Consider the following 13,346-nt stretch of genomic DNA (forward strand, 5'->3'; position numbering starts at 1 on the left):
TAAGCCCGCCTGCGCAGATGGTACTGCAGTTATGTGGGAGAGTATGTCGTCGCCTTTCTTTTGAAAACCCTGTTTCTAGCGAAACAGGGTTTTTTTTTTTACAAAATACCGGGGTTATGCGGGAGCCCGATAGCTATCGGGGTCTGTCGCCTTTCTTTGGATCAAACGCAAAAGTTGGGGATTAACCAAAAAGATTAGATAATCTGAATAAGAAGAAATCTACTTTACTCACTCCTCTAAATTGACTTCTAAATGCTTTTACTTTAGCATTAAAAGATTCTGCTGAAGCATTTGCAATGTCTGAAGTAAATTGGATAAAAAACGATGATACAACAACTAGTGCTAATGAGTTTGAAATAACTGCATCTCCAAAAGTAAAAGGAAAGACTTCTGATATCTTAGAAATATTTAGTTTGACAATCAGGACAACTGATAATGTCTTAGTTGCAAATAAAACATACAATTTATACACAAAAAACACCTATTACTTTTTACCTCTAAATGACTCCTCACTTTGTTATAAAGAAGTAAGCCTTTGGGATACAGACGAAATATCTTTTAAGGATTCTTAGGATCAACACAAAAATTCCGCTGAAGCATTCGTTAAGTTTGCAAAGCTGGACCGGATAATATTTTGTTACCAAATGCAATTGTGGAAAGTTGTTTTTCTTTTTGCTTTCCTTGCTTCTTATGCATTTTTTCTTAAATAGTTTCTAATTTGCTTTTTTAAAAGAGAAGCACAAAAAAACTATTGATTTAATGTTCTTGTAAAGTTTGTAAAGGTTCAATGGGAAATACATTGGGATTTCATTTTAATAATGACACTTCTCTTTATCTTAGATTGCGTTAGGGATGGCAGCGATATCCTTTTGCGGTAAACCCAAACTTCCAAAATAAATTTAAAAGGGTGAAATGAATTTTGTTTATCTCTGGGTTGCAAAAAGGAATGATATTATCAAAACTTATTTGTTAAGTGTATTATAAAAACAAAAAAAAGCATGATGTTTAAATCATGCTCATTTGGTTATAATAGTTTGGTCTATGAATTATAATTATCTTATTTCTTCAAAAGTATTTCCCTGGTTGATATCGCCGGTTTTAAAACCTTTTTTGAACCAGTACATTCTTTGTTCAGATGTACCGTGCGTGAAGGAATCGGGAATAACTTGTCCAGACATTTTTCTTTGAATAGCATCGTCACCAACTGCATTAGCGGCGCTTAACGCTTCTTCGATATCTCCGGTATCTAAATTTTCCTGATTGTAGTGTGTCCAGACTCCTGCATAAAAATCAGCTTGTAATTCTAAGGCAACAGAGAGTTTGTTAGCTTGGGCTTGACTTTTACCTTCTTGTGCCTGATGCATTTTTGCTGAAGTTCCAATTAAGGTTTGTATGTGATGTCCAATTTCATGTGCTATAACATAGGCAATGGCAAAGTCGCCACCCTTGGCACCGAATTTAGTCTTCAGTTCTTCAAAGAACCCTAAATCCATATATACTTTTTGATCTCCCGGACAATAAAATGGTCCGGATGCAGATGATGCTCCGCCGCAAGCCGTATTTACAGAACCTCTAAAGAGTACTAATTTTGGATTTTTGTACTTCATTCCGTGTTCAGCAAATATTTTACTCCAAATGTCTTCATTGTCTGCGAGAATTACTCTGACAAAATTACCCATTTCTTCATCTTCCTTGCTTAACGTGGCTGTGGCTTCAGTTTGTTGTTGACCGCCTTGCAATTGTTCCAAAACAGGAGTGATAAGTTGAGCATTTTCTCCGCCAAAAACATTTACTAATAAAATAATAATACCAATAATACCACCTCCAACGACTACTTTCCCGCCAGATATTGATCGTCGGTCTTCAACATTATCACTTTGTCTTCTGCCTTGCCACTTCATATTATATTGTATTTTAGTTTATTGTAAATTATTTGTTGTACTAATTTATATATTTTTTGGGAATTACAAGTTATATGAAACGATTTAGTTTAACTATTTTAACCATTTTACTAAGGCTTCTTCTACAGTTCCTTTTATAATTGGCTTTGAGATATAATCATCCATTCCTGCTGATAGGCATTTGTTTCTCTCGTCTTTCTCAGCGCCGGCTGTTACAGCAATTATTGGAATATTTCTTCCTGAATTGATATTTCTAATGGCTTTTGTTGTTTCGTAACCGTTCATAATTGGCATTTGAATATCCATAAAAACAAGATCGGGATTAATACTTTCAAATTGAGTTACGGCTTCGTAACCATTTTCACATTCATAGATATAAGCTGTGCTGTAGAGGTTTTTGATAATAGTTTTTAATAATAACATATTTACTTTGTTGTCTTCTACAATTAAAAATGTAATGTTTTTATAGCTTTTAGTTGTGTTTTTGGTAGTATGTTCAAGGTTGATTTTTTTTAATTCATCATTGTATTTTTCGTTAATACTTTGGTTGCTTGTTTTTAAATTTAAATCAAAATAAAAATTGCTCCCTGTGTCAATTTTACTTTCTAATTGTAATTTGCTTTCCATTAAGGCTAGTAACTGATTTGAAATTGTTAACCCTAAGCCAGTTCCTCCAAATTTTCTTGTTGTGGAACTATCTTCTTGTGAAAAAGCTTTGAAAATTTTCTTTTGATTTTTTTCTAGAATACCAATTCCTGTATCAATTACTGAGAAGCGGATAGTACAATTATTATTTGTATTCTTTTTAAGAATAGAAACATTCAGTTTTATTGAACCCTCGTTCGTGAATTTTACTGCATTTGAAAGTAAATTAATTAAAATTTGTTTGATCCTGACGATATCTGTCCAGATATATTTAGGAACATTGTTATCGACATTTAATTCTAATTTAAGATTTTTTTGATTCGATTCGTACACAATTAGATCAAAAACCTGACCTAATACTTTTTTAATATCATATAAATCGATAAATAATTCTAGTTTTCCGGCTTCGATCTTAGAAAAATCGAGAATATCATTTATAATCTCTAACAGCGAATGTGCTGATTGATTAATAGTGGTCATGTATTTTTCCTGAATTTCTTCTAAGTCCGTTTTCATTAATAAATGGGTAAAGCCGATAATACCATTTAGTGGTGTTCTGATTTCATGGGACATATTGGCAAGGAAATCCGATTTGGATTTATTTGCAGCTTCGGCCAGTTGCTTGGCTTTTATGGCATCTTCAGTTTCTTTCTTGTTGGTGATATCAAAATAAATCCCGCCTACAAATTCAATTTCAGAGCCTTTTTTAATGACATCTCCAAATTCTTCTACCCAAATATATTCGCCTGTTTTTCTTCGAATCCGGTATATATTGTGCAAAGGTATTCCGCTTTGTAAATTATCAATTTGATTGTTGATTACTTCATCTTTATCTTCCGGATGAATAAGGGATAGAAAAGATAAATTATTTTCAATAAATTCTGACTTAGAATAACCTGTTAAATTTAAAATTTCGTCGTTAAGGAAAATTTTTGTCGAAAAAGCGTCAAATTTAGACAGGTAAACAGTTCCGGGAATATTATTGGCAATCAATTTAAATTTCTCTTCACTTTCAAGAATTTTAGCCTCATTTCGATTCCTTTCCAATGCTGATGAAATGTTATTGGCAAGAACCTGAAAGATATAGATTTCTTCTTCAGACCATTTTCTTTCTTTTGTACAATCATCAAAAGCTATGAAACCGGTAAAAATATCATTTATATATAAAGGTAAAATCAAAATCGATTTGATTTCATTATCAATTAATAGTTTTTTAAAAAAAGTGTTCTCAAGTTTACGCGTCAGCTTGTTTAGTATTTTTCTATTTTTAGCAGCTTCATAAATTTCTTTTAAATTATCCTCTGTAAGTTGTTGTAAATCCGTTGTTTGATGCCTGATTCCTTTTCTTGACCATTTGTATTTCTGACTAACAGTGTTGGTTGTAAAATCTTTTTCATAATAGTACATATGATCGACTTTAGCAGCTTTGCCTATTAAATCGTAAGTTTTCTGAAACATTTCATGAGTAGTTTTGCTCAATAAAAACTTTTCAGTACATAGTGAAAGCGCATAAAGTAATTGACTTTTAAATTCTAATCTTCGCTCAGCTTCAAGACGCATTTGAGATGAAATAGCAATAGAAATTATATCTGAAATCGTTCGGGCATATGTAATGTCTTCGTTATCCCAATCTCTTTTTTCTTCAGTGCTCTCAAAACAAACTACTCCCGCCAATTGTCCACTCAAAAATATTGGAACATCCAACATTGATTTAATTTGATTTTTGGTAAAGTAGAGCTTTTGAAATTCTGATGTTTCTAGTTTATTAAATACATCCGGGGCGTTAATGATGGCTTTGTTTTTTAAAGTTTCAAAATAAATTGGATAAGATTGTTTGTCAAGAATATTTTTGTCGCTTAAGTTTTGATTATCAACGCTAAATAAGTTCTTGCACGTAATCAGGTCTTTATTGTATTTCCAGAAACTGACGCGATTTGTTTTCGTTACCGTAGCTGCTTCTTTTATAATGTAATCAATAACAGTATTTAAATTAGCATATTTGCTAAAATCTGAAGTAGATAATTTTTTTGTTGAATTGTTGTAAGCTTCTATTTTTTTTAGACGCTTTTTTTTCTCGTTTTCTATGTTTTTAATATCAGTAATATCTCTGGCTATACCAGCAAAACCGATTGTTTGTCCCAAATCATTTTTACGGGTTATTATTTTTTGGGAGATCCATAATGTTTTTCCGTTTTTCTTTAAAATTGGAATTTCGATTGTTGGAAAATTATTTTCATTAGGATCTAGATTTTCATAAAAATCAACTGCATTTCTTTGATAATTTTCATGAATAAAATTTGAGTAGTGTTGTGAGATAATTTCATTTTCAAAATAACCCAAGATCGAAAAGCCAAAATCATTTACAAAAGTAAAACAGCCATTATTGTCAATCTCAAATATAATATCTGTAGCGGTCTGAATTAGATTTTTGTATTGGTCCTGAACATTAATTTGTTCTGTAACGTCCTGACCAATGCTTATAATTAAGTCGTCGGAGAATTTTTTATCTTTCCACTGAATGTACTTGTATTCGCCATTTTTGCTTTTTAATTTTCGAATATAAAGTTTGTTTTCTGCGTGGTTTAAGTTTTTAATATTGTCAATATAATCAGTCTCTTTCGTTAATTTCCAGAATTTTAAACCAGTCACTTCTTCCGGTAAATAACCTAAAATTGATGTTATGGTCTCGCTGCAAAACAGGACTTCATTTTTTTTATTTGTGGCAATTGTTAATGAGTTTCCTTTGTGAACAATCTCATTTGTAAATCTGAAATTGTCAAGATTGTTTAATAAAACGGCATATTTTACCTGATTGAGTATGAAAATCAGAATACAGAAATTAATCAATAAGATTGATGATTTTAGAGGAATCAGATCGAAAATAATTGTGAGAACTAAAAAAACAAAAACCAAAATAATGAAAAACCAATAGACTTTTATGGGTTTTAGAATACTGTAAGAAAAGAAAAATGAAATTAAAAAAACTATTATTGGTACAACATCATTTGGAAGAATAATAATGTTGTTTGCCACATAACTTATGTAAATAAAGAAAAAGAATATAAAAATGGGTTGAATATGATCCCGTAAAAATTTTACTTTATTTGTTATAAGATAGATAATCAGGACTGCAAATCCTATTGATAAATTTACGATTAATAAGCTTTTAGGCCTGATTTTAAAGATTTCATTAATGATTTCGATTACAATAATCGCAATACCAAAGAAGAGAATGTAGAGTTGATATTCTCTGTTACCTGTTTCTACCTCTAGCTTTTTTTCTATAAAATAACCAATTCTGGCTCTGATCCGAAAGAATTGATAAACTAGTATCCCCAGAAAACCAAATAACATTAATCCTAAAATGATAAATTTAGAATTGTGAAAAAAAATAATATCTGAGGTGAAAACATACCAGTTTGTAATGATTGAGTCTAGGGCATTACCGTGGGAGGTAATTCCTGAAATCAACGAATTGAAAAAACTATAGTTTTCTACCATTGAATTTGGGGTATGTTTGGTTTAGTAAAATTTCTTTTAAAAAATTTTAAATCAGAGTAGGTTAAGTTCTGTTTTTATATAAAATTTTCTGTTTATTCTAAATCCGATTGACCAATTGAATCAATTGGATCTTCCTTGTCATTTTTAAAAATTGCATGATATATAGCATATGTCATTGAATAACTAAGTGGAACTGTAAAAAGAATTCCAATAAAAAAAGCCATAAAACCCACAATTAAACCCGCTACAACTGTAGTCATTAGTCCAAAAAGCACAAGTGGTTGTTTTGAAATAATAATGAAACTTGACTTTATTGCATCAAGCGCTTTTAAATTTCCAAATATTATAAGGGGAATTGTTAAAAACGTAAAATAAGATATAATCAGTGAGATAATAATTCCTAAATTACTAAGTTTCTGAATTTCCAGAAATGTAGAAATTGAAGCACTAAACAATGATATGATTGCAGTTGCCAGAAATATTTGTAAAAAATGTTTGGTTTTATAATATGTAAAAATTGTTGAAACATTAAATTGCTGATCGCGATCTGCACAGTATGCCATTCTTAAAAAACCGGCACTAAAAGGGCTTAATAATGCTGAAAAAAGAACTGTTCCCAGAACATAATATAGTACTTGAGTACTGGAGAGATGGATAGGCTGAATATTAAAAAATGCAGGATTGCTTAATTTATCTGCACCAAAAATTGCTGCTAATACAATAGAACCGATAATACCAAAAAGTATTGAAAATACTAATAATATTAATCCGGCATAAAGTGCTATTTTTTTATAGTTTTCAAAAGCACTGTTAAAGACATCTGAAAAATCTAAGTGATAACCTTGATTCTTAATGTCTTTGATTTGTTCAACGATAGATTTCATTTTTTATTAAGTGGTATTGTTTTTATATTTTGTCTTTTAAGATAAATATGTGACGTAAATATAATATTTTTAATCAAATCCGTCTGAAAATCTGCAAACATTACAAAATTGTTTTTCACTTATTACATCCAATCCAGTACCTTTTTTATAGATGATAATTTGCCTTTATAGGGTGCATATCGCATTGGTAAATCTAACCAATTGCCTTTTTTTACGACAGCTTTGTGGTGAGAAAAGACATCAAAGCTCAATTGTCCGTGATAAGCGCCCATACCACTGTATCCAACACCTCCAAAAGGAAGTCTTTTGTTAGAAAAATGAATAACTGTATCATTAATGCATCCACCGCCAAAAGAATATGTTTTGATTAATTTTTTGGCGAACGATTTATTTTCGCTAAAAATATAAAATGCAAGAGGTTTCTCATAGCGATTGATTATAGTATCAATGTCAGTTTGTGTTTCGTAAGTTAAAATTGGTAAAATGGGTCCAAATATTTCTTCATTCATTACAGGACTTTCGAGTGCCGGTTCTTCAATTAATGTTGGTGAAATATAAAGTTCATTAGCGTCTGTTTCTCCTCCAAAAATTACTTTTTCAGGTTCAATCATACTTGCGAGTCGCAACCAGTTTTTGGTATTAATGATACGGGCAAAATCAGGGGATTTATCCATTTTTTTACCGTAAGCCTTTATGATTTCTTCAATTAAAAAAGTAATGAAATTAACTTTCATGTTTTTCTGAATCAGAATATAATCCGGCGCAATACAAGTCTGACCTGCATTAATAAATTTTCCCCAAACAATACGTTTGGCTGCTAATTTTAAATTGGCAGTTTCGTCTATAACACAAGGATTTTTTCCTCCTAATTCTAAAGTGATTGGAGTTAAATTTTCTGCAGCGGCTTTTGCTACAATTTTACCAACTGAAACACTTCCTGTAAAGAAAATATAATCCCAGCGTTGGGCTAATAATTTATTTGATACTTCGACACCGCCTTCAAAAACTTCTACATGATTGACATGAAATGTTTTTTCTATGATTTTAGCGATTATTGCTGATGTATGGGGTGTAAGTTCTGATGGTTTTAAAACAACTCTGTTTCCCGCTGCAACTGCAGAGATTAGAGGACATAAAGCCAATTGAAAAGGATAATTCCAGGGAGCAATTACCAATACGTTTCCATATGGTTCTTTAAAAATATAATCTGTAGAGGGAAAATTAAGAAGGGATGGGAAAACACGTTTTCGTTTTGCCCATTTATTAATGTTTTTTATGGTATCTTTTAATTCCGAAATGACATAATTTGTTTCTGTTAAAACAGCTTCAAATTCTGGCTTTTTAAAATCATCGTACAAAGCTTTTACAATTAAGTCTTCGCTTTTTTGAATATTGTACAACAATTTTTTCAGCGTTTCTCTTCTGTACCCGATGTCGTTTTTAAAGTCCATTTTTATGATCACTTGTTTTTGCCTATGCAAGTTAATCGATAAAAATTAAAAAATTAACAATTGTTTCATAAAATCAAATTGCATTCCAGATTGTTTCGTCCGGAGTTGGCGCTACAATTGTAATATTTTCTTTAGAAACGGGATGTATAAAAACCAGTTTTCTTGCATGAAGATGAATTCCACCGTCAGGATTGCTTCGGTCAAAACCATACTTTAAATCTCCTTTTATTGGGGATCCAATTGCTGACAATTGAGCGCGAATTTGATGATGACGACCTGTATGTAAATTGATTTCCAGTGCCACATAATTCTGAAGTTCTTTAAAAACAGTATAGTCTAAACTTGCCGATTTACTGTCCGGAACTTCTTTTAAATGTGCTTTTGAAGTATTGTTTTTCTCGTTTCTTTTAATATAATGAACCAATTTGGCAGTTGTTTCCTGAGGTTTATTCTTGACAACTGCCCAATAGGTTTTTTGTGTTTCACGATTACTGAACATTTCGTTCATTCTCGTAAGTGCTTTACTTGTTCTGGCAAAAACAACAATTCCGGTTGTAGGACGATCTAAACGATGAATCACTCCCAGAAAAACGTCACCAGGTTTATTGTATTTGTCTTTTATGTATTCTTTTACAACATCAGATAAAGGTTTATCACCCGTTTTATCACCTTGTACAATATCGCCTACGCGTTTGTTAACCACAATAATATGGTTGTCTTCGTGTAGTATTTGTAAGTTGTTTTTATCTGATATTATTTTCATTGTATTTGTTGGGAATTTTAGATAAGGAGAAATTCTGGCTAAAGCTTTTTTATGAATTTCAAATGTTGTTCTAGTTAAAGCTCAATTTTGTTAAGTTAAGTTTATTATCATAATTTTCTCTCCAAGTCTCCAAGCTTAAATTCAAAGTTTGTCATCTCAACGAAGGAGAGATCACACTAGTATTTCCGTTCAGATATTCGCCAATCTTTGTCGAGTTTTTTGTGTGATCTCTCCTTCGTCGAGATAACGCGATTGCGGATTCTGATAGCGTTATTGACACAAAAATAATTAGTCTGCATTCAAAAAAACGCTTAACTTAATGGCATTGAACTTATAATTTTAAAACCTTTGAGACTTTGTTACTTTGAACCTTAAAAAAAACTAATATTGTTCACCGGAATTAGGAAAATCACTAGACTTAACATCAGCAGCATATTGACCAATTGCTTTTGTCATTTCTTCGTATAAATTTAAATAGCGACGTAAGAAACGCGGACTGAATTCATTGTTCATTCCTAACATATCATGAATAACCAAAACTTGTCCGTCAACGCCACCGCCGGCACCAATACCAATAACTGGAATCGAAATACTTTTGGCAACTTGCTCTGCTAAATGGGCAGGGATTTTTTCTAAAACGATAGCAAAACAACCTACTTTTTCAAGCAATTTTGCGTCTGCGATCAATTTTTCTGCTTCTTCGTCTTCTTTGGCGCGAACACTGTAAGTTCCAAATTTGTAGATTGATTGCGGTGTTAAACCTAAATGTCCCATAACTGGGATTCCTGCGTTTAATATTTTTTTGATAGATTCTTTTATTTCTTTCCCTCCTTCAAGTTTCACAGCGTGTCCGCCACTTTCTTTCATGATTCTAATAGCAGAACGCAAAGCTTCTTTTGGATCAGATTGGTAACTTCCAAAAGGTAAATCTACCACAACTAGTGCTCTTTCTACAGCTCGAACTACAGATGAAGCGTGATAAATCATTTGATCTAAAGTAATTGGCAACGTCGTTTCATGACCCGCCATAACATTTGATGCTGAATCGCCCACTAAAATCACATCGACTCCTGCGGTATCAACAATTTTTGCCATTGTAAAATCGTAAGCCGTTAGCATAGAGATTTTTTCTCCGTTGCTTTTCATTTCGATTAATGACTTTGTTGTGATTCTTTTATAATCTTTTTTTGCTACTGACATTTTGTTTTTTTTTGAAGATGTAAAAGTATTGAATAATTATAGATTGAAATCAGCAATAGAAGAATATTTCGATCGAAAATAACTTTCCATCTTTAAATTCTATCTTAAATTCGCTGTCTTCTATTTGTATGGAGTAAGAATGTGGTACTTTTATAGAAGCACCAATATAAGTACCGTATTTTTCGATAAATGCTTTTTCAGTTACTGAATTGTCTAATATTGCGTTCGGATTTAAAACTAACTTGTTGTTTTCGTTAATAAAAACTTTAGTTATTTCGGCCTGATTTTTTTGTTCATCTACAGAAGCTTCTAAATCTGGATAGTAATAAAAAGTTTTACTTAGATAAACGCCACATTCATCGCTTACAATTGCTTTTTTAGGAGGTTTTCCGAAAGTGTTTACCAAATCTTTTTGGGTTAAATACCATGATTTGGTTTTTACTCCTTTCAAAATAAATTCGGATTTTTTAACGAAAGCAAGAATTTCTTCCGGCTTTTTATGTTTTGTTACTCCTTTGGCAACAGCCATATTTAATTCTGTATCAGCAAGAAGTTTCGGATCATTTAATTGTTTAACCACTTCATAATATCTTTGATATGCAGGAGCTAAAGTAGTGTTGTCACTATTCCAGGCTAATTCTACAAGTCTTTCGCCAATGGTTTTGCGCTCTGTGATATTAGCAACATCCAGTTTGTCAAAGTCATTTATTAAAGTATTGAAATCAGGTCTTTTGCCAACAAACTTTCTTAGCGTAAACCTTGCATATTCATCATTAAAATTGCCACTTATATTAACCCAGTCTTCCTGATTCTTAGGAAGGTAATTAATAGCGACAGGATCTCCTGTATTTAATATTTCTTTGATTTTTGAATTTTTATCTGGTTGTGCTCGCGCTTTCAAACCAGCAACTAAAACAAAAAGATGGTTTCCGCCGTAATAATTATCTCCGCCTTCTAAAATAGGATTTTCATTGTCTCTAACTTTAACATCTTTGGCGTTTAATCTTGTAGCGACATATTTTTCAGGAATATAACCTTCAGATAAATTATCAGCTTTTACTTCGTACCAGCCGTTTTTGCTTTCTGATAATAATTGTACTTCGGCACCATATTTAAAATAGCCCAAAAAATCAGCAGAAGCATTCGAAGAAATATACAAACGCGTATCTGAATTAAGGAAATAACGTTCCTGAGCATGCATTAAAACGGAACAAAATAGTATTGTAATAAGAAAGTAATATTTTTTCATGAAGTAAAATTTGGAAGAGTTTTTTGCCACAGATTAGAGGATTTAAAATGATTTTTTTAATATGCTTAATTCATACTTACTTAATCTGTGTAAATCCTTTAATCTGTGGCAACCTTTATTATTTTAACAATCCGCCATATTTACAGCAATTGCCAATCCGCCTTCAGAGGTTTCTTTGTATTTTGAGTTCATGTCTTTTGCCGTTTGCCACATTGTATTGATGACTTTATCCAAAGGTACCTTTGCATTTTTAGAATCTGTTTCCAAAGCAAGTTCAGCAGCATTAATTGCTTTTATTGCTCCCATTGTATTTCTTTCGATGCACGGGATTTGAACTAAACCGCCAATTGGGTCACAGGTTAAACCTAAATGATGTTCCATAGCGATTTCGGCAGCCATTAAAACCTGAGCAGGAGATCCGCCCATTAATTCGCAAAGTGCCGCCGCAGCCATAGATGACGAAACGCCAATTTCGGCTTGACAACCGCCCATTGCTGCTGAAATGGTAGACCCTTTTTTAAAGATACTTCCAATTTCTCCGGCAACCATCAAAAATTGTTTGATTTCTTTTTCGCCTGCATCGTGGTTTTCAATTACCAGATAATACATTAAAACGGCAGGGATTACACCGGCGCTTCCGTTTGTAGGTGCAGTAACAACACGGCCTAAAGAAGCGTTTACCTCATTTACAGCAAGTGCAAAACAACTTACCCATTTTAAGATTTGGCGAAATTTCACTTCAGTTTTCCTGATTTCTTCCAACCACGTTTGCGGGTTCGAATAATTCGATAAACCTATTAAATTTTGGTGCATATCAAAAGCCCTTCTGCGAACATTTAATCCTCCTGGGAGAATTCCTCCGGTATGGCAGCCAATATACATACATTCTAACATCGTATTCCAGATGCGCATTAATTCAGAGTGAATTTCGGCTTCCGGACGCATTGATTTTTCGTTTTCATAAACAATCTCTGATATAGATTTGTTTTCTGAAACCGTATAATTTAAAAGTTCAACAGCATTTTGAATCGGGAAGGGGAAAGCACATTTTATGACCTCCTTGATTTTTGCATTTGTACGTTCTTCTTTCACTACAAAACCACCTCCAATAGAATAGAAAGTAGATTCATATTCAGAATCGTCAGCTTTGTAAGCCGTAAATTTTAGTCCATTTGCATGAAAAGGAAGAAACTCTTTATTGAACACAATATCCTGAAGAAAATAAAACGGAATTTTATATTCGTTTGCGAGAACAATCTCGTTTGTATCTTCGATCGTTTTAATGATCCCTGCAATATTGTCAACCGGGATATATTCAGGATCTTGCCTGCTTAAACCTAACATTACTGATAAATCAGTAGCGTGACCTTTTCCTGTTAATGAAAGGGATCCGTATAAGTCGACTTTAACCCGTTTAACCTGGTCTAAAATTGATTCGTCTTTCAGCTCTTCTAAAAAACGTTCTGCGGCTCTCCAAGGCCCTAAAGTATGAGAACTTGAGGGGCCAACGCCAATTTTAAGCATATCAAAAACAGAGATACATTCTTCCATTGTGCAATATTTATTAAGACAAAGATAATTGAATAATGCAATGAATTTTTACTTTCGTTTGTTAATGTTGCAGTTTTGTTAAAAAAAATATTAAATATTAATAATTTGGCAACGAAACAAATTTTATTACTTAATATGCGGTTTTCGTGAAAAGTTCGCATTTTTTTTAGGTATTTTTGTAATGAAGTAATCACTAAAGAA

The 13,346-nt window shown here is 32.3% G+C and carries 10 protein-coding genes; 2 read left to right on the forward strand and 8 right to left on the reverse strand.

What is annotated here, in order from left to right:
* Positions 1–185, forward strand: a 185-nt coding sequence (locus tag ACQKCJ_RS10070) for a hypothetical protein (RefSeq protein WP_427401950.1), incomplete at its 5' end; no start/stop codon positions are given.
* 111 nt (positions 186–296) lie between these two features.
* Positions 297–572, forward strand: coding sequence for a hypothetical protein (locus ACQKCJ_RS10075; RefSeq protein WP_427401951.1), 276 nt, complete (start codon positions 297–299; stop codon positions 570–572).
* 480 nt (positions 573–1,052) lie between these two features.
* On the opposite strand, the gene ypfJ is transcribed toward ACQKCJ_RS10075, so the two are convergent.
* From ypfJ to ACQKCJ_RS10115, 8 genes are all read right to left on the reverse strand, one after another.
* Positions 1,053–1,901 carry a KPN_02809 family neutral zinc metallopeptidase gene (gene ypfJ, locus ACQKCJ_RS10080; protein ID WP_427401952.1) on the reverse strand — a complete coding sequence of 283 codons (849 nt, stop codon included), beginning with the start codon at positions 1,899–1,901 and terminating at the stop codon, positions 1,053–1,055.
* 93 nt (positions 1,902–1,994) lie between these two features.
* On the reverse strand, positions 1,995–6,047 hold the full coding sequence (locus ACQKCJ_RS10085; protein WP_427401953.1) for a PAS domain S-box protein: 4,053 nt from the start codon (positions 6,045–6,047) through the stop codon (positions 1,995–1,997).
* 92 nt (positions 6,048–6,139) lie between these two features.
* On the reverse strand, positions 6,140–6,931 hold the full coding sequence (locus ACQKCJ_RS10090) for a hypothetical protein (protein WP_427401954.1): 792 nt from the start codon (positions 6,929–6,931) through the stop codon (positions 6,140–6,142).
* Between the two features lie 122 nt (positions 6,932–7,053).
* On the reverse strand, positions 7,054–8,382 hold the full coding sequence (locus tag ACQKCJ_RS10095) for an aldehyde dehydrogenase (RefSeq protein ID WP_427401955.1): 1,329 nt from the start codon (positions 8,380–8,382) through the stop codon (positions 7,054–7,056).
* A gap of 73 nt (positions 8,383–8,455) precedes the next feature.
* Positions 8,456–9,145 (reverse strand): RluA family pseudouridine synthase, encoded by a 690-nt coding sequence (locus tag ACQKCJ_RS10100; protein WP_427401956.1) that lies wholly within the window; start codon positions 9,143–9,145, stop codon positions 8,456–8,458.
* Between the two features lie 381 nt (positions 9,146–9,526).
* The gene (gene panB, locus ACQKCJ_RS10105) at positions 9,527–10,345 is read right to left on the reverse strand and encodes a 3-methyl-2-oxobutanoate hydroxymethyltransferase (protein ID WP_427401957.1); all 819 of its coding nucleotides are present in this window, start codon (positions 10,343–10,345) and stop codon (positions 9,527–9,529) included.
* Positions 10,346–10,394: 49 nt separating this feature from the next.
* A complete protein-coding gene (locus ACQKCJ_RS10110; protein WP_427401958.1) occupies positions 10,395–11,594 on the reverse strand; it encodes an SH3 domain-containing protein in 1,200 nt (399 codons plus the stop codon).
* Between the two features lie 123 nt (positions 11,595–11,717).
* Positions 11,718–13,145 (reverse strand): L-serine ammonia-lyase, encoded by a 1,428-nt coding sequence (locus tag ACQKCJ_RS10115; protein ID WP_427401959.1) that lies wholly within the window; start codon positions 13,143–13,145, stop codon positions 11,718–11,720.
* Between the last annotated feature and the right edge of the window lie 201 nt (positions 13,146–13,346).

The organism is Flavobacterium sp. NPDC079362 (assembly GCF_050267765.1).
GTDB lineage: Bacteria > Bacteroidota > Bacteroidia > Flavobacteriales > Flavobacteriaceae > Flavobacterium > Flavobacterium azizsancarii.

Excerpts from the sequence above, each read along its gene's own strand:
- ypfJ (WP_427401952.1), bottom strand. The coding sequence starts at position 1,901 with ATGAAGTGGCAAGGCAGAAGACAAAGTGATAATGTTGAAGACCGACGA.
- ACQKCJ_RS10110 (WP_427401958.1), bottom strand. The coding sequence starts at position 11,594 with ATGAAAAAATATTACTTTCTTATTACAATACTATTTTGTTCCGTTTTA.
- panB (WP_427401957.1), bottom strand. The coding sequence starts at position 10,345 with ATGTCAGTAGCAAAAAAAGATTATAAAAGAATCACAACAAAGTCATTA.
- ACQKCJ_RS10090 (WP_427401954.1), bottom strand. The coding sequence starts at position 6,931 with ATGAAATCTATCGTTGAACAAATCAAAGACATTAAGAATCAAGGTTAT.
- ACQKCJ_RS10085 (WP_427401953.1), bottom strand. The coding sequence starts at position 6,047 with ATGGTAGAAAACTATAGTTTTTTCAATTCGTTGATTTCAGGAATTACC.
- ACQKCJ_RS10115 (WP_427401959.1), bottom strand. The coding sequence starts at position 13,145 with ATGGAAGAATGTATCTCTGTTTTTGATATGCTTAAAATTGGCGTTGGC.
- ACQKCJ_RS10075 (WP_427401951.1), top strand. The coding sequence starts at position 297 with ATGTCTGAAGTAAATTGGATAAAAAACGATGATACAACAACTAGTGCT.
- ACQKCJ_RS10095 (WP_427401955.1), bottom strand. The coding sequence starts at position 8,382 with ATGGACTTTAAAAACGACATCGGGTACAGAAGAGAAACGCTGAAAAAA.
- ACQKCJ_RS10100 (WP_427401956.1), bottom strand. The coding sequence starts at position 9,145 with ATGAAAATAATATCAGATAAAAACAACTTACAAATACTACACGAAGAC.